Source organism: Streptomyces sp. NPDC001868, from assembly GCF_040297125.1.
Taxonomy (GTDB): Bacteria; Actinomycetota; Actinomycetes; order Streptomycetales; family Streptomycetaceae; genus Streptomyces.
Genome location: NZ_JBEOYO010000002.1, coordinates 232165 through 252811 on the forward strand (window position 1 = coordinate 232165; position 20647 = coordinate 252811).

Genomic DNA, 20647 nt, shown 5'->3' on the forward strand with positions numbered 1-20647 from the left:
CGGACGGCCCGGACGTGCGGGCGGGTCCGCGCGCCCTCACGTCCTCATGTCCGGTGCGCGAAGACCACCAGGTTCTCCGTGTAGTCCATGACCTTGCGGTCGTAGGCGCCGGCGCAGGTGATCAGCCGGACCTCGGGCCGGGACGCGTCGGCGTACACCCGCTCGTCGGGGAAGTCGTCCTTCTCGAACGTCTCCACGTCGTCGACCACGAACGACGCCCGGCTCCGGTCGGCGCGGACGACATGGAAGACGTCCCCCTTCTCCAGTTCGCTCAGCTCCGCGAAGACGGCCGGCGAGGTCACCGTGTCGACGTGCCCGGCGATGATCGAGGTGCCCGTCTCCCCGGGGGCGGTGCCCTCGGCGTGCCAGCCGACGAGGTTCACGTCGTCGGCGGGCGGGGCGTCGAGCTGCCCGGAGCGGCCGACGGAGAGGGGGATGAACGGGGCGCTCACCCGGATCTTCGGGATGAGCAGCCGGACCGGCCGGGACCCGGCCTCACTCCGCCGCCGCTCCGCCGGCCGTTCGGCGGAGTCCGCATCGGACGGCGCGGCGGGGACGGGGGAGGCCTGCGGGGCGTGCCGGGCGTTCGGCGGGCGGGAGGCGTCGGACGAGGAGTCCTCGCCGCCGAACAGACTCACCGCCAGGATCAGCAGGGCCACGGCGCACAGCACGGTCAGATTGACGCGGGTGCCGGGTCGGGGCGGCACCGGATCGGTGCCGGGGGGAGAAGGGTGGGCTGCCATCGGACACCACCTCACCAGGTACGGCAGCGGGACGAACGAACAAGCGAACGGATGGACCGACTGAGGCCGGACCGACTGAGGCCGGACTGGCTCAGGCCGGACTGGCTCAGGCCGGAGGACGGGCGGCGGACGTGCCGGAACGCCGGCCGGGCCGCCACACGACACACGGTGTGGCGGCCGCGGCCGCTATCGGACCGGGTATCGCGCCCGGCATGGGCTAGGCCACGCTTCCCGCGGTCTTCCGGCGACGCAGGGCGTACATGCCGGTCCCGGCCACCGCGAGGACGGCCATCCCGCCCGCCGTCGCCGCCGGCGAGGCGAGCGCGCCGCCGCCGGTGTGCATACCGCCGCGGGGCTTGTCGTGGTCGCCCTTCCAGGCGCCCTCTTCCTCGTCCTTCCAGGAGCCCTTGTCCTCGTCGTCCTTCCAGGACTCCTTGTCGTTCTCGCCCTTCCAGGACTCCTTGTCCTGGTCGGCCTTCGGGGCCTCCTTCGTGGCCTCGTCCTCCTTGTCGTAGCCCCCGGCCCCGGGCCTGCCGGACCGCTCGGAGTCCCACTCCCCCTCGTTGGCCGGGGAGGTCAGCGCACCGCCACCCGTGTGAACCCCGCCACGCGGTCCGTCGTGGCTGCTGTCCTTGTCGTGCTCCTTGCTGTAGCCATTGTCCTCGTGGTCCCACTTGTCACCGTCGGCGTAGGCGCCGGGTGCGGTGATGGCGAGGACGGCGGTGGCCGCCGCGGTCGCGAGCAGCATGCGAGCAGAACGCATCTGATGGTCCTTCCGCCACAGCCGGGCAGCTGGTGCTTCGTCAGCTGACTTGACCCGGCTCCGACGTGATCCACCGTCAGCCGGATCCCGTTCCGCCACCACTCGGGGCGCTCAGCCGGGTGAACCGGAGGCCGCCCGACCCGCCCCCGAACGGCCTACACGGAGTCCCCGAAGGCCTTCAGGATGCGCTCGGCGGCCAGGGTGGCCGTCAGTTCGCCGTCCCTGACCTGCTGTTCGAGACCGGGGGCGAGGGACCGGACGCCGGGGTGGGTGCGCAGCCGGCCGAGGAGTTCGTCGCGGACCATGGACCAGGTCCAGTCGACCTGCTGGTCCCGCCGCTTGGCGGCGAGGCGGCCGCTGGAGTCGAGAAGGGTGCGGTGCTGCTCCAGCCGCTCCCAGATGGTGTCGAGGCCGGTCGACTCGCGGGCGCTGCAGCTCAGCACCGGAGGCGTCCAGGCCGCGTCCGCCGGGTGCATCAGCCGCAGGGCGCCCGCCAGCTCACGGGCCGCCGTACGGGCGTCGCGCTCGTGCGGGCCGTCCGCCTTGTTGACGGCTAGCACGTCGGCCAGCTCCAGGACGCCCTTCTTGATGCCCTGGAGCTGGTCGCCGGTACGGGCGAGGGTGAGGAGGAGGAAGGAGTCGACCATGTTGGCGACGGCCGTCTCGGACTGGCCGACGCCGACGGTCTCCACCAGCACCACGTCGTAGCCCGCCGCCTCCATCACCACGATCGACTCACGGGTGGCCTGGGCGACCCCGCCGAGCGTGCCGGCCGTGGGGGAGGGCCGGACGAACGCCGCCGGGTCGACGGCCAGGCGCTCCATCCGGGTCTTGTCGCCGAGGATCGAACCGCCCGTACGGCTGGACGAGGGGTCCACCGCCAGCACCGCCACCCGGTGGCCGAGCGAGGTCAGCATCGTGCCGAACGCGTCGATGAACGTCGACTTGCCGACGCCCGGCACCCCGCTGACCCCGATCCGCCGCGCCCGGCCGCTGTGCGGCAGCAGTACGGTCAGCAACTCCTGGGCCAGCGACCGGTGTTGGGGCCGGGTGGACTCGACGAGGGTGATGGCGCGCGCGACGATCGCCCGCTTCCCGTCGAGCACACCCTTGGCGTAGGCGTCGACATCGATCACAGGTCGTGCCCGAGGTCGCCCGACAGCCGCTCCACCAGGTCGTACGCCGCGTCCGGAATCACCGTCCCGGGCGGGAACACGGCCGCAGCACCCATCTCCAGGAGCGTGGGCACGTCCTGCGGCGGGATGACACCGCCGACCACGATCATGATGTCCGCGCGCCCCTCCTCGGCCAGTTGCTCCTTGAGCGCCGGTACGAGGGTGAGATGCCCGGCGGCCAGCGACGACACCCCGACGATGTGCACATCCGCCTCGACGGCCTGCCGGGCCACCTCGGCGGGCGTCTGGAACAGCGGGCCGACGTCCACGTCGAAACCGAGGTCGGCGAAGGCGGTCGCGATGACCTTCTGGCCCCGGTCGTGGCCGTCCTGGCCCATCTTGGCGACCAGGATGCGGGGGCGGCGGCCCTCGGCCTCGGCGAAGGAGTCCACCAGGCTCCGGGTGCGCTCCACGTTCGGGGACTCACCTGCTTCGTTGCGGTACACCCCGGAGATCGTACGGATCTGGCTCGCGTGCCGGCCGTAGACCTTCTCCAGGGCGTCGGAGATCTCACCGACGGTGGCCTTGGCGCGGGCCGCGTTCACCGCCAGCTCCAGCAGGTTGCCCTCGCCGCCGGCCGCCCGGGTGAGCGCGTCCAGCGAGTCCTGGCAGGCCCGCTCGTCGCGCTCCGCGCGCAGCCGCCGCAGCTTCTCGATCTGCTGGGTACGGACGGAGGAGTTGTCGACCTTGAGGACGTCGATCTGCTCGTCGGTCTCGACGCGGTACTTGTTGACGCCGATCACCGGCTGCCGCCCCGAGTCGATCCGGGCCTGGGTGCGGGCCGCGGCCTCCTCGATGCGCAGCTTGGGGATGCCCGCGTCGATGGCCTTGGCCATGCCGCCGGCCGCCTCGACCTCCTCGATGTGCTGCCAGGCCCGGCGGGCGAGGTCGTACGTCAGCTTCTCGACGTACGCGCTGCCGCCCCACGGGTCGATGACCCGGGTGGTGCCGGACTCCTGCTGGATGAGCAGCTGGGTGTTGCGGGCGATGCGCGCGGAGAAGTCGGTGGGCAGCGCGAGGGCCTCGTCGAGGGCGTTGGTGTGCAGCGACTGGGTGTGGCCCTGGGTGGCCGCCATCGCCTCCACACACGTACGCGTGACGTTGTTGAAGACGTCCTGCGCGGTCAGCGACCAGCCCGAGGTCTGCGAATGGGTGCGCAGGGAGAGGGACTTGGCGTTCTGCGGGTCGAACTGCCTCACCAGTTTGGCCCACAGCAGGCGGGCCGCCCGCATCTTCGCGATCTCCATGAAGAAGTTCATGCCGATCGCCCAGAAGAAGGACAGCCGGGGCGCGAACGCGTCCACGTCCATCCCCGCCGCCCGGCCCGCGCGGATGTACTCCACGCCGTCCGCGAGCGTGTACGCCAGCTCCAGGTCGGCCGTCGCCCCGGCCTCCTGGATGTGGTAGCCGGAGATGGAGATGGAGTTGTAGCGGGGCATCCGCTGGGAGGTGAAGGCGAAGATGTCGGAGATGATCCGCATCGACGGCTTCGGCGGATAGATGTAGGTGTTGCGGACCATGAACTCCTTGAGGATGTCGTTCTGGATGGTCCCCGCGAGCTTCTCCGCCGGTACGCCCTGTTCCTCGGCCGCCACGATGTACAGCGCCAGCACGGGCAGAACCGCGCCGTTCATCGTCATCGAGACAGTCATCTTGTCCAGCGGGATGCCGTCGAACAGCTGTCGCATGTCGTAGATCGAGTCGATCGCCACGCCGGCCATGCCGACGTCACCGGTCACCCGGGGGTGGTCGCTGTCGTAGCCCCGGTGGGTCGGCAGGTCGAAGGCGACGGACAGGCCCTTCTGACCGGCCGCCAGGTTGCGCCGGTAGAAGGCGTTGGACTCCTCGGCCGTGGAGAAGCCCGCGTACTGGCGGATCGTCCAGGGCTGGTTGACGTACATCGTCGGGTACGGGCCGCGCAGATACGGCGCGACGCCCGGGTAGGTGCCCAGGAAGTCCAGGCCCTCCAGGTCCTGGCCGGTGTACAGCGGCTTGACCGGGATGCCCTCCGGGGTCTCCCACAGCAGGTCGTCACCGCCGGCCGCCTTCTTGAGGGCCGCCTGCCACTCTTCGGTGCCGCCCGCGAGGGCCGGACTCCCCAGCTCGATCCCGGAGAAGTCGGGGATTCCCATCAGGACACTCCCATGCGGTCGAGGGTGGCGGACAGGACGGCGACCGCGTCGCAGCCCGCGAAGACGTACGCGTCGACATCGGTGTACTGCCCGGGCCGGCCCGCGAGGAACACGTGTGTGGCACCCGCCGACTTGAGGGATGCGGCGGCCTCGGCGGCCCGCTCCTCGTACAGGGCGTCGCTGGAGCACACGCACACCTCGGTGGCGCCGCTCTCCTCGAACGTGCCGTCGGTGACGGCTTCGATGCCGCCCGCCTGGAAGAGGTTGGCGGCGAAGGTCGTCCGGGCGGTGTGGGCGGCGGCCGGGCCCAGCGAGGCCAGATAGACGCGCGGCCGGGAGCCGGTGGTGGCCAGGTGGGCGTCGGAGCGGGCGCGCAACTCCTCGTACGCCTCGTCCCGGTGGACGCGGGGGAGACCGCCGGACGGCGGCTCGGGGGCGGGCCGGCGGACGACCGGCTTCTCCGCCAGGTGGGGGAACTCGCTGACGCCCGTGACGGGTTCACGCCGCTTGGCGAGCCGGGCGCCGCGGGCCGCCCAGGTCTCGGCGAGCCGGTCCCGTACGGTCCCGGAGCGCAGGGCGGCCGCCTGGCCGCCCGCCCGCTCGATCTCCTGGAAGAACTCCCAGCCCGCGTGGGCGAGTTCGTCGGTGAGCCGCTCCACGTACCAGGAGCCGCCCGCCGGGTCGATGACCCGGGAGAGGTGGGACTCCTCGATGAGGATCGTGGAGGTGTTGCGGGCGATGCGCCGCGCGAACGCGTCCGGCAGCCCGAGCGCGTGGTCGAAGGGCAGCACGGTGACGGAGTCGGCGCCGCCCGCCCCGGCGGCCAGGGTGGCGATGGTCGTGCGCAGCATGTTCACCCACGGGTCGCGGCGCGTCATCATCACCGGCGAGGTCACCGCGTGCTGCGTCTGCGCCCCGGCGGCGGGCACCCCGCACACCTCGGCGACCCGGGCCCAGAGGCGGCGCGCGGCGCGCAGCTTGGCGATCGTCAGGAACTGGTCGGCGGTCGCCGCGTACCGGAACTCCAGCTGTCCACAGGCCTGTTCGACGCTCAGCCCGGCCCCGGTCAGCTCCCGCAGATACGCGACGCCGGTCGCCAGCGAGGCACCCAGCTCCTGGGCCGCCGAGCCGCCCGCCTCGTGGTACGGCAGGGCGTCCACGATCAGGGCCCGCAGCCCCGGGTACTCCTCGGCGCACAGCCGGGCGAGTTCGGCCACAGGGGTGAAGTCGTACGGCTGTCCGGTGCGGGCCTCGTGGCCGAGGGGGTCCGCGCCCAGGTTGCCGCGCGCCGCCTCCTTGGCGACACCGCGTTCCGCGTACAGCCGCAGCAACTCCCGGGCGGCGGGCTCGACCTCGGCTCCGGCGTCCAGGACGACCGGCGCGAGATCGAGGAGGACGCCGTCGAGGACCCGGCCGAGCGACGACACCGGGAGGCCGGCCTCGCCGAGCACCAGCCACAGGGAGGTGACGCCGTTCTCCAGATCCGCGAGCACGGCGTCCCCGTCCGCCGCCGTGTGCCGCTGGCGTACGTCCCAGCCGCCCACGGTGTTGCCCGCGGCCCGGCCTCCTCGTACGAAGGGCGCGAAGCCGGGCAGACCCGGAGGGGGCGCGGTGTCGTGCGCGGAATACAGGGGACGGGTGCGCAGCCCGTCCTCCAGCGCGGTGGACAGGGCTTCCTCGGCCTGAGGTCCCTCGACGTCCTTGCCCGACTTGCGCAGCACGCCCGCAACGAGGCGCTGCCACTGCTCGTGGGTTGCGTCAGGGAACTCGGCGGCCAGCTCAAGCCCGTCGTCAGGCAGGACCGTCATGCTCGGATGCTAGGCCAGAGGCGCAAAGGAGCAGCAGGGGGCGCGGCTGTGACCTTGCCCTCTCTGAACGTGGTGGGGCCGTTCGCCGTACCTCGTGCCACGCGGTCCGTGAGCCCCCTGCGGCACAGTCACCGGGCCGAACGAGGACAGGAGCGACCCCATGGCCGAGAAGTACTTCACCGTGTCCGGCATGAGCTGCGGGCACTGCGCCGTGAGCGTCACCGAGGAGGTCGTCGCGGTGCCCGGCGTCACCGAGGTCGATGTCGACGTACGGGCCGGCCTGGTGACCGTACGCGGGGAGACGGTCGACGACGCGGCCGTCCGCGCGGCGATCGTCGAGGCGGGCTACGAGGTCGCGGAGGTCGTCCGCCGCGCCGCGGCCTGAGCCGGGAGGCAGGCGGGGAACGGAAGGAAAGGCGCGGGAACGTTGCCGGAACGCGGCAATGAATCGGTCCCCCTACCCGTGTGAGGATCCCGTCAAGCCGGAGATCGGGGGCGGGGCGAGAGGGGGTGGCGACCTACCGCTTCGGGCCGGCCCTGACGCACGGTCGGACCGCCGTCACGCCACGGCGCGACGATCTGGTGGGCACCGCCGGGCGTGTGGTGACCGCCATTCCGGCCGACGGCCACGTCGGTCGTGGTGCGTGCGGTGGATCGCTGAGCGGCTCGTTCCGCCCGTCCTCTCTCTTCCTGTCTCTTCCTGTGTCAGGGGAGTCGGGGGTGCGGGCGGGCGGGTGGCAACGGCAAGGTGGAGATCGGCGAGTGACGGGATGAGGGTGAGGCTGAGGTAAAGGGAAATGGGTAGTGCTTTACCTATTGTGTGATTTCGCCTTTTCGTATTGCGCTAGAATCCTTTACCAAGCGCTAACGCTCTGGTGAGCGCTTATTTGCTCATTCGTTCGAGTGGTGGTCGGCGGTTCGGCCGACGGCGTGTTGGGGGGCGTGACATGGGTCGGGTATTCCGCGTGCGCGTCGTGAACACCGCTCGCGACGCCGTTCCCGATACCGGCCGCGCCGCGGGCCCGGGCGACCGCCCCGCGCACTGACGCACTCGCCGCCGTAGCGGGGATTCCCGACTGACCGATGGCCCCATTGCCCCACGGCCCGATGGCCTCGGGCAGTCGGGCAGCCCGTCATGTCACACGCGCGACGGCCGACTCGCTTTTGAGCCGTCTCCGTGGGAAACCCGCGTGTCCGTACGGCACCGACCGCCCGACCGCCCGCAGTCGTGGTCGCATGCGGCCCTCGCGTCCACCTGTGTGTCCACCCGCGCGCCAGAACACACACCAGAACACACACCAGAACTCGCCTCAGGCACAGACGCCGTCACCGCACTCGTCAACGGAGGACAGACGCCCGTGCACAACACCACTGCCATGCTCATCGAACTCGGGGCGATCATTCTCGCCCTGGGCCTGCTGGGTCGCCTCGCCGGACGGGTCGGCTTCTCACCCATACCCCTCTATCTGCTCGCCGGGCTCGCCTTCGGCCACGGCGGGATACTCCCGCTGCAGGCCAGCGAGGAGTTCGTCGCCACCGGCGCCGAGATAGGCGTCATCCTCCTGCTGCTCCTGCTCGGCCTGGAGTACAGCGCCTCCGAACTTGTCACCAACCTCAAGACCCAATACCCCTCCGGCGCGGTCGACTTCGTCCTCAACGCCGCCCCCGGCGCCGCGATGGCGCTGCTGCTCGGCTGGGGCCCGGTCGCCGCCGTCGCCCTGGCGGGCGTCACCTGGATCTCCTCCTCCGGCGTCATCGCCAAGGTCCTCGGCGATCTGCGCCGCCTCGGCAACCGTGAGACCCCGGTCGTGCTCGGAATCCTGGTCCTCGAAGACCTGTCCATGGCCGTCTACCTGCCGATCCTCACCGCCCTGCTCGCCGGGGTGAGCCTGGCGGGTGGCGCCCTCACCCTGCTGATCGCGCTGGGCACCGTGGTCACCGTCCTCTATGTCGCCCTGCGCCACGGCCGGTTGATCAGCCGTGCCGTCTCCTCCGACAGCGCCGAGATGCTCCTGCTCGTGGTCCTCGGGCTCACCCTGGTCGTCGCCGGGGTCGCCCAGCATCTCCAGGTCTCGGCGGCCGTGGGGGCGTTCCTGGTCGGCATCGCGCTGTCCGGTGAGGTCGCCGAGGGTGCCAGCAGCATCCTCAGCCCGCTGCGGGACCTGTTCGCCGCCGTGTTCTTCGTCTTCTTCGGCCTGCACACCGACCCCGCCGACATCCCGCCCGTCCTCCTCCCGGCCCTCGCGCTGGCCGCCGTCACCGCCCTCACGAAGATCGCCACCGGGTACTGGGCCGCCCGGCGGGCCGGGATCTCCGTCAAGGGCCGCTGGCGGGCGGGCGGCACGCTGGTCGCCCGCGGCGAGTTCTCCATCGTCATCGCCGGCCTCGCGGTCGGGGTCGAGCCCCGCATCGGCCCCCTCGCCACGGCCTACGTCCTCATCCTGGTCGTCCTCGGCCCCCTCACCGCCCGCTGGACCGAACCCCTGGCCCACCGCCTCACCCGCCGGCGCGCGTCGGCTGTGGCGACACCGACGGCCCGACCCGAGGCGGAGCCGGAGCCGGAGCCGGAGTCCAGCGGGGCTGTGCACGCGAACGTCTGAGGGGGGCCGGGCGGGGGTGCGGCCACGCTCGCACCGGACGCGCCATGGGGTAGGGCGCGGCGCCACGGCCACCGGAACCCGATCACCCTCGACCGAAAGGGGAGGCCATGAACGGTCAGCACGCGCACGGTCAGCACGCCAACGGCAGGGACGCGGACACCGGGAATGCGAACGGCGGGAGGGCGAACGGAATGACCGTGGACAGGCGGGGCGCGGGTGGCCGGGGCGTGGACGGCAGGGCCACGGCCGCTCGGAGCGCGGGCGTTCGGAGAGCGGCCGGGATGAGTGCGGTGGACGAGAGCGGGGGCGATCGAATCCCGGCCGACCGGCGTGCGGCCGACCGGAATCCGACCGCCCCGCGCGCGGCCGACCGGGGCCCGAATGCCCCGCGCCCGACCAAGCGCACCTCGACCGCCCGGCATACGCCCGATCGCCCCCCGGCCACCCCGCCTACGCCCGATCGCACCCCGACCGCCCGGCGTGCACCCGACCGCACCGCGACCACCCCGAGCCCGCCCGCCCGCACCCCAGCCGCCCGCCCCTCAGCTGAGCGCCCCTCAACCCCCCGCCCCCAAAGCGACGAGTTTCTCCATGGCTTCGAGCAGGTTCTCGCGGACGCCGCGCCCACCGGCCGTCGCCTGACGCGCGACGAGATCGAGGCGCGGCGGGCGCTCGGGGCGCGGGCGGCGGAGGCCGGGTACGGGTGGCGTTCGCTGGTGCGGGCGCATCTCGTGGCCGGTCGGGACAACTGGCCGAGGGCGGCGGACCCGGACAGCGTCCTCGCCGTCATCGAGCAGGCCGTGGACGCCTTCGCCGACGGCTACGAACGCGCCCAGCGGCTCGTGGTGCGCAAGGAGGAGGCCGCCCGCCGGGAGTTCATCGACGACCTCCTCCACGGCCGTGGCGACCCGGGCCAACTCGCCGCCCGTTCCGAACGGTTCGGGCTGCGCCTGTCCCGCGCGCACGCGGTCGCCGTCGCCGAGGGGCCGGAGAAGTACGACGAGACCGACCCCGTACCCCGGCAGGTGGCGAGCGAACTGTTCGCCCGCTTCGAGAACCGCCGCATCCTGTTCACCACCAAGGACGGCCGCATGGTGTGCATCGCCCCCGGCGACCAGGACGACGTCCTCACCCACTTCGCCAAACGCTCCTACGCCGCCACCGGCCGGACCCAGGTCGCCATCGGCCGCTCCCGGCCCGGCACGGTCGGCATCGGCCACAGCTACGAGGAGGCCCTCAACGCCCTGGACGTGGCCCAGCGGATGGGCCTCGAAGAGCCGCTGCTGCGCGCCGCCGACCTGCTGGTCTTTCCCGTACTGGCCCGGGACCGGCAGGCACTGGTCGACCTGGTGAGCAGCACGCTCGGCCCCCTGGAACAGGCGCGCGGCGGGGCCCGGCCCCTGCTGGACACCCTCACCGCGTACTTCGACACCGGTTGTGTGGCCGCCTCGACCGCCCGGCGGCTCTCCCTCAGCGTGCGCGCCCTCACGTACCGGCTGGCCCGCGTCCACACCCTCACCGGCACGGACCCGACCGACCCCACCGACCGCTACACCCTCCAGACCGCCGTCATCGGCGCCCGCCTCCTCGACTGGCCGACGAGACCCCTGAATTCCACCGAGGCGTCTCCCTAGCGACCCGACCCGACCCGACCCGACCCGATCCACCCGGCCCGACCCGACCCGACCCGACCCGATCCAGCCGGCCCGACCTGACCCGGCCCGACCCGACCAGCCGCCGCGGTCGGCGGGGTTCGGCCATTCCGACCCCCTGGCCGGTCGGGGTCTGGCGTCGGGTGAGCAGCCCGAGCATCGTGGACACCGGGGGCTTCGAGTGACGGCACACATGACCAGTGGGCCACGGTGATCAAGAGCCTTGGGGGACAGGTGGAGTTCCGGGTGCTGGGGCCGGTCGAGGTGTGGCTCCACGGGCAGAGGCTGCCGCCGTTCCCGCGCAAGCCGACCGCGTTGCTCACCGCCGGGCTCGTGGAGGCGGGCAGGCTGGTGTCGGTCGACCGGCTGGTCGACGCCGTGTGGGGGGACCGGCCACCGGCGTCGGCGGCGAAGCTGGTGCAGGGGTACGTCCTCAGACTGAGACAGGTGCTCCACAGCCCGGACACCCGAGAAGTGATCACGACCCGTCCCCGTGGCTATGTGTTCGAGCCGGGGGAGGGGCAGTTGGATCTTCAGCTGTTCCAGGCGCTGCTGGAACGCGGCCACGCGGAAGCGGCACGGGGCGAACACGGCGGTGCGGCGGACCTCTTCGAGCAGGCGCTGGGGCTCTGGAGGGGCCCCGCGCTGGGCGCTCCGACGACCCCGGTGCTGCAGGCCGAGGCGACCCGGCTGGAGGAGATCCGGCTGGCCACCGTGGAGCGCGTGCTCGACGCCCGTCTGGAACTGGGCGGCGGAGCGGAACTCGTGGGTGACCTCACCGGGCTGGTGGCCGAACATCCGCTGAGGGAACGATTACGGGTGCAGCTCATCACCGCCCTGGACCGCTGCGGACGTCGGGCGGACGCCTTGGCCGTGTACCGCGACGGCCGCCGCCGGCTGCACACCGAGCTGGGCATCGAACCCGGCCCGGAACTCCAGGAGGTGAACGCCCGGCTGCTGGTGGCCGACCGGCCCGGTGAGGGCGGGGCCGCCGGGCAGGAGCGCGCACGGTGGGAGGCGCACAGACGCGAGCCGGGCGGGGCGCCGCCTCCCGGACAGCTTCCCGCCGCACCGAAATGGCTGACCGGCCGCGAGACGGACACGGCCCGACTGGAGGCCGCACTGCGGGACGGCGGGGAGCACAGCCGGATCTGCGTCGTGCACGGGATGGCGGGCGTCGGCAAGACGGCACTGACGCTGCATGTCGCACACCGGGTCGCGACGGCCTTCCCGGACGGACAACTCCATGCCGTACTGGGCGGTGGGGACCCGGCCCGGCCGGCCGACCCCGCGGAGATCCTCGCGGGTTTCCTGCGCGCGCTGGGCATCGGACCGGGCCAGATCCCCACGTCGCTGCCCGAACGCGCCGCCGCGTTCCGTACGGTGCTGGCCGGTCTGAGGGTGCTCGTGGTGCTGGACGACGCCGCCGGTGAGGAGCAGGTGCGGTCCCTGCTGCCGGGCGCGAGCAGCGGGAGCGCCGTGCTGATCAGCAGTCGGAAGGCCCTGCACGGCCTGGACTCGGTCGAGCGGGTGGGCCTGGAGGTGTTGAACCCCGCCCATGCCGTGCAGCTTCTGGCCCGGCTCACGGGCTCCGACAGGACGACGGCGGAGCCCGAGGCGGCGGCCGAGATCGCCCAGCTGTCCGGAGGGCTCCCGCTGGCGCTGCGTATCGCGGGATCCCGGCTCGGCAGCCGAAGCGCCTGGCCGCTCGGCGCACTGGCCGAGCGGCTCCGCGACGAACACGTCCGGCTGGACGAGATGGCCTCCGGAGACCTGGACGTACGCGCGGGGATCGAGGTCAGCTACCGCGCGCTGCCGGAGCCGGAACGACTGGTCTTCCGCCGGCTCGGCATGCTCGAATCACCGGATCTCGCGCCCTGGGTGGCCGCACCGCTGGCGGACATCGACGTGTCCGACGCGGAGCGTCTGGTCGACCGGCTGGCCGACGCCCATCTGCTGGAGCCGCTGGGGGCGGACCGAACCGGCCGCGTACGGTACCGCTTCCACGACCTGGTCCGGCTGTACGCCAGGGAACGAGCCGACCTGGAGGACACCCCGCAGGACCGGTCCTCGGCGCTGGCGCGGCTGCTGCGTACCTGGCTCGCGCTCGGCCGCCGGGCCGGTGACCTCGACCCCACCGGGCTGGCGCGTCTCGCACCCCGGCAAGCCGCTCAGGAGGCCGACACGGCACTCGGCGGGCGGCTGCTGGCCGATCCGCGCGCCTGGCTCCAGGCCGAGCACAGCTCGCTGGTGGCCGGGGTGGTGCTGGCCGCGCGCCTCGATCTCCACGAGGAGGCGTGCGACCTGGCCTCGGCGCTCGTCCAGGCGTCGTTCCGGGTGAACAACCAGTTCGAGGAGTGGCAGCGTACGCACGACGCCGCCCTCGCCGCCGTCCGCCGAGCGGCGAACCCGCGCGGGGAGGCCGTACTGCTCACCGGCCTCGGGCAACTGCGCTACGAACAGGACCGGTTCGACGAAGCCGACCGCTACTTCCGCGCGGCGTTGGCCGGGTTCGTACGGCTGGACGACATCGGCGGTCAGGCCACGGCTCTGGCGGGGATCGCCGTCGTGGGCCGGGAGCAGGGCAACTTCACCGAGGCGACGGCCTGTCTGGAACGGGCCCTGTCCGCCTTCGAGGCACTCGGGGACGCCGCGGGGGCGGCGGGAGCTCTCTACGACCTCGGGTCGATCCTGCGGGAGAAGGGCCACTCCGAGGAGGCGACGGTCCACTTGCGCAAGGCGCTCACCATCCACCGGTCGATCGGCAGCCGGCGCGGTGAGGGGCTGGTCCTGCGGGCGATCGGCCTGGTGCACCGAGCGGACGGTGACCTGGTGCGCGCGGAGGAACAGTGCGCGCGGGCCCTCGCCCTGCTGCGGTCGGCCGGTGACCGGCTGATGGAGGCATACGCCGTACAGGCCTTGGCCAAGGTCCGCTTCCGGCTGCGGCCCGACGACGCGGAACTGCCCGCGCTGCTCGGCGCGCTACGGGTGTGCCGGGAGCTGGACGACGGGTTCGGCGAGGCCCTGCTGCTGCGCACGCTCGGCGAACTGCACCTCGCCCAGGGGCGCGTGGACCACGCGTCGGCCTGTCTCCGGCAGGCGCTGGATCTCTGGACACGGCTGAGGCATCCGGTCTTCCGCGCCCGCACCCTGCGGGATCTGTCCCGGCTCCACGAACTCCTCGGCGACCGGCCCGCCGCCCGTGCGCTGCGCCAGGAGGCGCTGCTGACCTTCCGGCTCTACGGCACCCGGGAGTACGCCGAACTGCGCGCGGTCGAGGAGACGGATCAGACGGATCGGACGGATCAGACGGATCAGACGGACCGGACGGATCCGAGCGCGGTGCCGGGCAGGTAGCTGAACCAGGACTGAACCGGCACTGCGCTCCGGCTGTACCGCCGTCTCCCACAGTGAGGGGGCAACGAGAACAGGACCCGAACTAGGGGGAAGAACCCGATGCGCAAGCGCACCGTCGCGGCTCTGTCCGCATCCACCGCCCTGGCCGTCGTGGCCATCGCGGCACCCAACGCGTCCGCCGAACCGAACCCGCCCGGCTGCGACCGGGGGGCCTTCTGTATCTACTCCGGCACGGGCCAGACCGGTTCGCTGCTCGTGGAGAGTCAGGGCAACTGGTCCGGCAGCGTCAGTGGCCGGTCCGTCTTCAACAACGGCACGAGCTTCCCCGGTGCCGACCACATCCAGCTCACGTGGACCTACAACGGGGGCACGTTCAGCGACTGCCTCCACTTCAACCCGGGCCCCGGCGACTACAAGTGGGACTTCGCGCCCGGCGTCGTCTTCAAGCAGGCCACCTGGCGCGGTGAGTGCTGATCCCCGCTTCCCACACACGGCCGCCGCGGACATCCGCGGCGGCCGTGCCGTGCCCCGGGGCGACAGCCGGCCCGGGCGGTGACGCTCGTCAGATGTCCCGGAAGATCTCGATCTGCGCCCCCACCGTGTTCAGCCGCTCCGCGAGGTCCTCGTAGCCGCGGTTGATGACGTAGACGTTGCGCAGGACGGACGTGCCGTCGGCGGCCATCATCGCCAGGAGGACGACGACGGCGGGGCGCAGGGCCGGCGGGCACATCATCTCGGCGGCGCGCCAGCGGGTGGGGCCCTCGACCAGGACGCGGTGGGGGTCGAGGAGTTGGAGGCGGCCGCCGAGGCGGTTGAGGTCGGTGAGGTAGATCGCGCGGTTGTCGTAGACCCAGTCGTGGATGAGGGTCTGGCCCTGCGCGGCGGCGGCGATGGCCGCGAAGAACGGGACGTTGTCGATGTTCAGGCCGGGGAACGGCATGGGGTGGATCTTGTCGATCGGCGCCTGGAGCTTGGAGGGGCGGACGGTGAGGTCCACCAGCCGCGTACGGCCGTTGTCGGCGAAGTACTCCGGTGAGCGGTCGTGGTCGAGGCCCATCTCCTCCAGGACCGCCAGCTCGATCTCCAGGAACTCGATCGGCACCCGGCGCACGGTCAGTTCGGACTCGGTGACGACCGCGGCGGCGAGCAGGCTCATCGCCTCGACCGGGTCCTCGGAGGGCGAGTAGTCGACGTCCACATCGAGGTGCGGCACCCCGTGCACGGTGAGCGTGGTGGTGCCGATGCCCTCCACCCGTACGCCGAGCGCCTCCAGGAAGAAGCACAGGTCCTGGACCATGTAGTTGGACGAGGCGTTGCGGATGACGGTCACGCCGTCGTGGCGGGCGGCGGCCAGCAGCGCGTTCTCGGTGACCGTGTCGCCGCGCTCGGTCAGCACGATCGGCCGGCCGGGGGTGACGGACCGGTCGACCTCGGCGTGGTACAGCCCCTCGGTGGCCGTGATGTCGAGACCGAACCGGCGCAGCGCGATCATGTGCGGCTCGATCGTCCGCGTCCCGAGGTCGCAACCGCCCGCGTACGGCAGCTTGAAGTGGTCCATGCGGTGCAGCAGCGGGCCGAGGAACATGATGATCGAGCGGGTGCGGCGGGCGGCCTCCGCGTCGATCGCGTCGAGGTCCAGCTCGGCCGGCGGCACGATCTCCAGGTCGACACCGCCGTTGATCCACCGGGTGCGTACGCCGATGGAGCCGAGCACCTCCAGAAGGCGGTACACCTCCTCGATGCGGGCCACCCGGCGCAGCACTGTGCGCCCCCTGTTCAACAAGGAGGCGCACAGCAGCGCGACACACGCGTTCTTGCTGGTCTTCACGTCGATCGAGCCGGACAGCCGGCGTCCGCCGACCACCCGCAGATGCATCGGACCCGCGTATCCCAGCGAGACGATCTCACTGTCCAGGGCTTCACCGATTCGAGCGATCATCTCAAGGCTGATGTTTTGATTACCGCGCTCGATACGATTCACCGCGCTCTGACTCGTGCCGAGCGCCTCCGCCAGCTGTGACTGTGTCCAGCCCCGGTGCTGCCTTGCGTCACGGATGAGCTTGCCGATGCGTTCGAGGTAGTCGTCTGCCATGGGGTCGAGGTTATCTCAGATATGAGATGGCGCCTCTTGGGGGGTCTGTTGGGGTCGTGACGCGGGTCCGTTCAGGTGACGGAGTGTCAGCCGGGCTCAGTGGCGCTTCGCGTTGCGGGTGCGGCGCCAGCCGAAGGGGCCGGGCAGGTCCATCGAGGTCGTACGGCGTCCCGTGCTGCTGTGGGTGTGCCGCGGGCCGTTGTGGCCACCGGTGGTGATGGACCAGGACCGCTTGTTGATGTTCAGTCGCACACCCGGCAGGATGCGGAAGCTCTTGCGGAACGTGAGCGGCATGTGTGCCTCCTCCCCCGGATTTCCCGGGCTGTCGAGCACTTTCGAGGACTTCCCGATGTACGCCGGGTACCCCGCTCGACGGTGCGCATCCCTGCCGGTCGTCGACAACCGCCGGTTACGGGAGGGGCGTTGGCGGCAGTACGCAGAACTCGTTGCCGTCGGGGTCGGCCATCACCACCCAGTCGACCTCGCCCTGGCCGATGTCGGCGCGGGTCGCGCCGAGGGAGGCGAGGCGGTCGACCTCCGCCGGCAGGTCGCCGTCGGCGGGCGGTGCGAGGTCGAAGTGCAGCCGGTTCTTCCCGGGTTTCGGGGCCACCGGCGGACCGCCCCAGGTGATCTTCGGGCCGCCGTGCGGTGAGCGGATCGCGGTCTCCTCGTCCTGGTCCCAGACCAGCGGCCAGCCCAGGGCCCGGCTCCAGAAGTACCCGGCCTCCTGGGAGCCGTCGCTCGCGAGCGCGCCGATGAAGCCGCAGTCGGCGAGGAAATTGTTGCCCGGCTCGATGACGCAGAACTCGTTGCCCTCGGGGTCGGCGAGGACCACGTGCTCCTCGTCCGGGAGCTGGCCGATGTCGATGTGCCGGCCGCCGAGTTCCAGCACCCGCGCCACGGTCCGCCGCTGGTCGTCGAGGGACCGGCTGGTCAGGTCGAAGTGCGTCTGGTTCGCGACGGTCTTCTTCTCCTGGCTCGGCAGGAAGCGGAGCCGGAACCCGGTGTCGTCGCCCGGTGCGAGCGCGACGGCGCCGTAGGGGTCGTCGACCGTCTCCCAGTCCAGGACGCCGGCCCAGAAGCGGGCGAGACCGACGGGGTCGTTCGCGTCGAAACTGAGCGCGTGCAGGTGGGTGGTCATCCCCGGGGGTCTCCGATCCGCTGACTCACAGCCGCGCACGGGGCTCGTCCCCCTGCCCGTGCGGGCAGCGGCGCCCATGAGGGCAGCAATGCTAGGAAGCCCGGGAACCGCCCCGCAACGGAAATAGGCGGCGCCGGGGCCGCGCCCGCGCCCTGCCGGTCCCTCGGGTGCCGTGCCCGTTCGCCCGGAGATTGGCGCACGCCACATCGGGCCGGGCATGACCAGCCCGCGCCCATGTACTACTGTTATCTCGACATCGAGATATCTGCCGAGGCGCACCTCGGCCGCACGTCACACTCGGTCTGGCGGTAAGGGCTACCTAACTTAGCCTTACCTTAGCGGATCGGCCAAGGGGGCGTGGCGGCAGGATGCGGTGGTACGCGCACATGGAATGAAGGAGACTGTCGTGTCGGCGAACAGCTTCGACGCCCGCAGCACGCTGCAGGTGGGCGACGAGTCGTACGAGATCTTCCGGCTGGACAAGGTGGAGGGCTCGGCTCGCCTGCCCTACAGCCTCAAGGTCCTGCTGGAGAACCTGCTCCGCACGGAGGACGGCGCGAACATCACCGCCGACCACATCCGTGCCCTTGGCGGCTGGGACTCCCAGGCCCAGCCCAGCCAGGAGATCCAGTTCACGCCGGCCCGCGTGATCATGCAGGACTTCACCGGTGTGCCCTGTGTGGTGGACCTCGCCACCATGCGTGAGGCCGTGAAGGCGCTCGGCGGCGACCCGGCCAAGGTCAACCCGCTCTCCCCGGCCGAGATGGTCATCGACCACTCCGTCATCGCCGACAAGTTCGGCACCAGCCAGGCCTTCGCGCAGAACGTCGAGCTGGAGTACGGCCGCAACAAGGAGCGCTACCAGTTCCTGCGCTGGGGCCAGACCGCGTTCGACGACTTCAAGGTCGTACCCCCCGGCACCGGCATCGTCCACCAGGTGAACATCGAGCACCTGGCCCGCACGGTCATGGTCCGCAACGGCCAGGCGTACCCCGACACCCTCGTCGGCACCGACTCGCACACCACCATGGTCAACGGCCTCGGCGTCCTCGGCTGGGGCGTCGGCGGTATCGAGGCCGAGGCCGCGATGCTCGGCCAGCCGGTCTCCATGCTCATCCCGCGCGTCGTCGGCTTCAAGCTGACCGGTGAGCTGACCCCCGGCACCACCGCCACCGACCTCGTGCTCACGATCACCGAGATGCTCCGCAAGCACGGTGTCGTCGGCAAGTTCGTCGAGTTCTACGGTGAGGGCGTGGCCGCCACCTCCCTCGCCAACCGCGCCACCATCGGCAACATGTCGCCGGAGTTCGGCTCGACCGCCGCGATCTTCCCGATCGACGGCGAGACCATCAAGTACCTGAAGCTCACCGGCCGCTCCGAGCAGCAGCTCGCGCTCGTCGAGGCGTACGCCAAGGAGCAGGGTCTCTGGCTGGACCCGCAGGCCGAGCCCGACTTCTCCGAGAAGCTGGAGCTCGACCTCGCAACGGTCGTCCCCTCCATCGCCGGCCCGAAGCGCCCGCAGGACCGCATCGTCCTCGCGAACGCCGCCGAGCAGTTCAAGCAGGACGTCCTCAACTACGTCGACTCCGTGGACGAGTCCGGCAAGGAGTCCTTCCCGGCCTCCGACTCGCCGGCCGTCGCCCCGAACGGCGCCCCGTCCAACCCGGTCACCGTGACCGCCCCCGACGGCTCGACGTACGAGATCGACCACGGCGCGGTGACGGTCGCGGCCATCACCTCCTGCACCAACACCTCGAACCCGTACGTCATGGTCGCCGCCGCGCTGGTCGCGAAGAAGGCCGTGGAGAAGGGCCTGACCCGCAAGCCGTGGGTCAAGACCACCCTCGCCCCGGGCTCCAAGGTCGTCACCGACTACTTCGACAAGGCGGGGCTCACCCCCTACCTCGACAAGGTCGGCTTCAACCTCGTCGGCTACGGCTGCACCACCTGCATCGGCAACTCCGGCCCGCTGCCGGAGGAGGTCTCCAAGGCCGTCAACGACCACGACCTCGCCGTCACCTCGGTGCTCTCCGGCAACCGGAACTTCGAGGGCCGGATCAACCCCGACGTCAAGATGAACTACCTGGCGTCCCCGCCGCTGGTCGTCGCGTACGCCCTCGCGGGCTCCATGAAGGTGGACATCACGCGCGACGCCCTCGGTGTGGACCAGGAGGGCAAGCCGGTCTACCTGGAGGACATCTGGCCCTCCGAGGCCGAGGTCAACGACGTCGTGGCGAACGCCATCGGCGAGGACATGTTCTCCAAGTCCTACTCCGACGTCTTCGCCGGTGACGCCCAGTGGCAGGCGCTGTCGATCCCCGAGGGCGACACCTTCGAGTGGGACCCGCAGTCGACGTACGTCAGGAAGCCCCCGTACTTCGAGGGCATGACGATGGAGACCACCCCGGTCTCGGACATCGCCGGCGCCCGCGTCCTCGCCAAGCTGGGCGACTCGGTCACCACCGACCACATCTCCCCGGCCGGTGCGATCAAGGCCGACACCCCCGGAGGCAAGTACCTCACGGAGCACGGTGTCGAGCGTCGTGACTTCAACAGCTACGGCTCGCGCCGCGGCAACCACGAGGTCATGATCCGCGGCACGTTCGCCAACATCCGCCTGCGCAACCAGATCGCGCCGGGCACCGAGGGCGGCTACACCCGCGACTTCACCCAGGACGGCGGTCCGGTGTCGTTCATCTACGACGCCTCGCGCAACTACATCGAGCAGGGCATCCCGCTGGTCATCCTGGCCGGCAAGGAGTACGGCTCCGGCTCGTCCCGTGACTGGGCGGCCAAGGGCACGGCCCTCCTCGGCGTCAAGGCCGTCATCGCCGAGTCGTACGAGCGCATCCACCGCTCGAACCTCATCGGCATGGGCGTCCTCCCGCTGCAGTTCCCGGAGGGTGCCTCGGCCTCCGCCCTCGGCCTCACCGGTGAGGAGACCTTCTCCTTCACCGGCGTCGAGGAGCTGAACAACGGCACCACCCCGCGCACGGTCAAGGTCACCACCGACACGGGCGTCGAGTTCGACGCGGTCGTCCGCATCGACACCCCCGGTGAGGCCGACTACTACCGCAACGGCGGCATCATGCAGTACGTGCTGCGCAGCCTGATCCGCAAGTAAGCGGCCAGGCAGGGCAGTTGAGGGCCGCATCCCCGGTGACGGGGGTGCGGCCCTTCGCGT

14 protein-coding genes are annotated in these 20647 nt (G+C 71.5%); 6 read left to right on the forward strand and 8 right to left on the reverse strand.

The annotated features are described in order from the left end of the window. Positions 1–44: 44 nt before the first annotated feature. From ABT147_RS03495 to ABT147_RS03515, 5 genes are all read right to left on the reverse strand, one after another. A complete protein-coding gene (locus ABT147_RS03495) occupies positions 45–743 on the reverse strand; it encodes a class F sortase (RefSeq protein ID WP_351402316.1) in 699 nt (232 codons plus the stop codon). Between the two features lie 217 nt (positions 744–960). After that, positions 961–1506 carry a hypothetical protein gene (locus ABT147_RS03500; RefSeq protein ID WP_351402318.1) on the reverse strand — a complete coding sequence of 182 codons (546 nt, stop codon included), beginning with the start codon at positions 1504–1506 and terminating at the stop codon, positions 961–963. Positions 1507–1661: 155 nt separating this feature from the next. Next, the gene (gene meaB / locus ABT147_RS03505) at positions 1662–2642 is read right to left on the reverse strand and encodes a methylmalonyl Co-A mutase-associated GTPase MeaB (RefSeq protein WP_351402320.1); all 981 of its coding nucleotides are present in this window, start codon (positions 2640–2642) and stop codon (positions 1662–1664) included. Beyond that, positions 2639–4813 carry a methylmalonyl-CoA mutase gene (scpA, locus tag ABT147_RS03510; protein ID WP_351402322.1) on the reverse strand — a complete coding sequence of 725 codons (2175 nt, stop codon included), beginning with the start codon at positions 4811–4813 and terminating at the stop codon, positions 2639–2641. The genes meaB and scpA overlap by 4 nt, the downstream gene beginning before the upstream one ends. Then, entirely contained in the window at positions 4813–6621 is a 1809-nt protein-coding gene (locus tag ABT147_RS03515; protein ID WP_351402324.1) for a methylmalonyl-CoA mutase family protein, read from the reverse strand. Before ABT147_RS03515 ends, scpA begins: the two co-directional genes overlap by 1 nt. Positions 6622–6781: 160 nt before the next feature. On the opposite strand from ABT147_RS03515, the gene ABT147_RS03520 reads away from it, so the two are divergent. From ABT147_RS03520 to ABT147_RS03540, 5 genes are all read left to right on the forward strand, one after another. After that, positions 6782–7006, forward strand: coding sequence for a heavy-metal-associated domain-containing protein (locus tag ABT147_RS03520; protein WP_351402327.1), 225 nt, complete (start codon positions 6782–6784; stop codon positions 7004–7006). A gap of 973 nt (positions 7007–7979) precedes the next feature. Next, positions 7980–9221, forward strand: coding sequence for a cation:proton antiporter (locus ABT147_RS03525; RefSeq protein ID WP_351402329.1), 1242 nt, complete (start codon positions 7980–7982; stop codon positions 9219–9221). A 281-nt stretch (positions 9222–9502) separates the two neighbouring features. Then, entirely contained in the window at positions 9503–10855 is a 1353-nt protein-coding gene (locus tag ABT147_RS03530) for a PucR family transcriptional regulator (protein ID WP_351402331.1), read from the forward strand. A 228-nt stretch (positions 10856–11083) separates the two neighbouring features. Then, entirely contained in the window at positions 11084–14230 is a 3147-nt protein-coding gene (locus tag ABT147_RS03535; protein ID WP_351402333.1) for an AfsR/SARP family transcriptional regulator, read from the forward strand. A gap of 99 nt (positions 14231–14329) precedes the next feature. Then, positions 14330–14704, forward strand: a complete 375-nt coding sequence (locus ABT147_RS03540; RefSeq protein WP_351402335.1) for a peptidase inhibitor family I36 protein — start codon at positions 14330–14332, stop codon at positions 14702–14704. An 88-nt stretch (positions 14705–14792) separates the two neighbouring features. Here ABT147_RS03540 and ABT147_RS03545 read toward each other — a convergent pair whose 3' ends face one another. From ABT147_RS03545 to ABT147_RS03555, 3 genes are all read right to left on the reverse strand, one after another. Next, positions 14793–16322, reverse strand: a complete 1530-nt coding sequence (locus tag ABT147_RS03545; protein ID WP_351402337.1) for a helix-turn-helix domain-containing protein — start codon at positions 16320–16322, stop codon at positions 14793–14795. A 96-nt stretch (positions 16323–16418) separates the two neighbouring features. Then, complete coding sequence (locus ABT147_RS03550; protein ID WP_351402340.1) at positions 16419–16616, reverse strand: DUF4236 domain-containing protein; 198 nt, start codon at positions 16614–16616, stop codon at positions 16419–16421. 115 nt (positions 16617–16731) lie between these two features. Further along, entirely contained in the window at positions 16732–17463 is a 732-nt protein-coding gene (locus ABT147_RS03555; RefSeq protein ID WP_351402342.1) for a VOC family protein, read from the reverse strand. A gap of 406 nt (positions 17464–17869) precedes the next feature. On the opposite strand from ABT147_RS03555, the gene acnA reads away from it, so the two are divergent. After that, positions 17870–20587 (forward strand): aconitate hydratase AcnA, encoded by a 2718-nt coding sequence (gene acnA, locus ABT147_RS03560; RefSeq protein ID WP_351402344.1) that lies wholly within the window; start codon positions 17870–17872, stop codon positions 20585–20587. Positions 20588–20647 lie beyond the last annotated feature (60 nt).

What these genes read in the sequence shown, in the direction of transcription:
- ABT147_RS03495 (WP_351402316.1), bottom strand. Translation starts at nt 743, where the DNA reads ATGGCAGCCCACCCTTCTCCCCCCGGCACCGATCCGGTGCCGCCCCGA.
- ABT147_RS03500 (WP_351402318.1), bottom strand. Translation starts at nt 1,506, where the DNA reads ATGCGTTCTGCTCGCATGCTGCTCGCGACCGCGGCGGCCACCGCCGTC.
- scpA (WP_351402322.1), bottom strand. Translation starts at nt 4,813, where the DNA reads ATGGGAATCCCCGACTTCTCCGGGATCGAGCTGGGGAGTCCGGCCCTC.
- ABT147_RS03515 (WP_351402324.1), bottom strand. Translation starts at nt 6,621, where the DNA reads ATGACGGTCCTGCCTGACGACGGGCTTGAGCTGGCCGCCGAGTTCCCT.
- ABT147_RS03520 (WP_351402327.1), top strand. Translation starts at nt 6,782, where the DNA reads ATGGCCGAGAAGTACTTCACCGTGTCCGGCATGAGCTGCGGGCACTGC.
- ABT147_RS03530 (WP_351402331.1), top strand. Translation starts at nt 9,503, where the DNA reads ATGAGTGCGGTGGACGAGAGCGGGGGCGATCGAATCCCGGCCGACCGG.
- ABT147_RS03540 (WP_351402335.1), top strand. Translation starts at nt 14,330, where the DNA reads ATGCGCAAGCGCACCGTCGCGGCTCTGTCCGCATCCACCGCCCTGGCC.
- ABT147_RS03545 (WP_351402337.1), bottom strand. Translation starts at nt 16,322, where the DNA reads ATGGCAGACGACTACCTCGAACGCATCGGCAAGCTCATCCGTGACGCA.
- ABT147_RS03550 (WP_351402340.1), bottom strand. Translation starts at nt 16,616, where the DNA reads ATGCCGCTCACGTTCCGCAAGAGCTTCCGCATCCTGCCGGGTGTGCGA.
- ABT147_RS03555 (WP_351402342.1), bottom strand. Translation starts at nt 17,463, where the DNA reads ATGACCACCCACCTGCACGCGCTCAGTTTCGACGCGAACGACCCCGTC.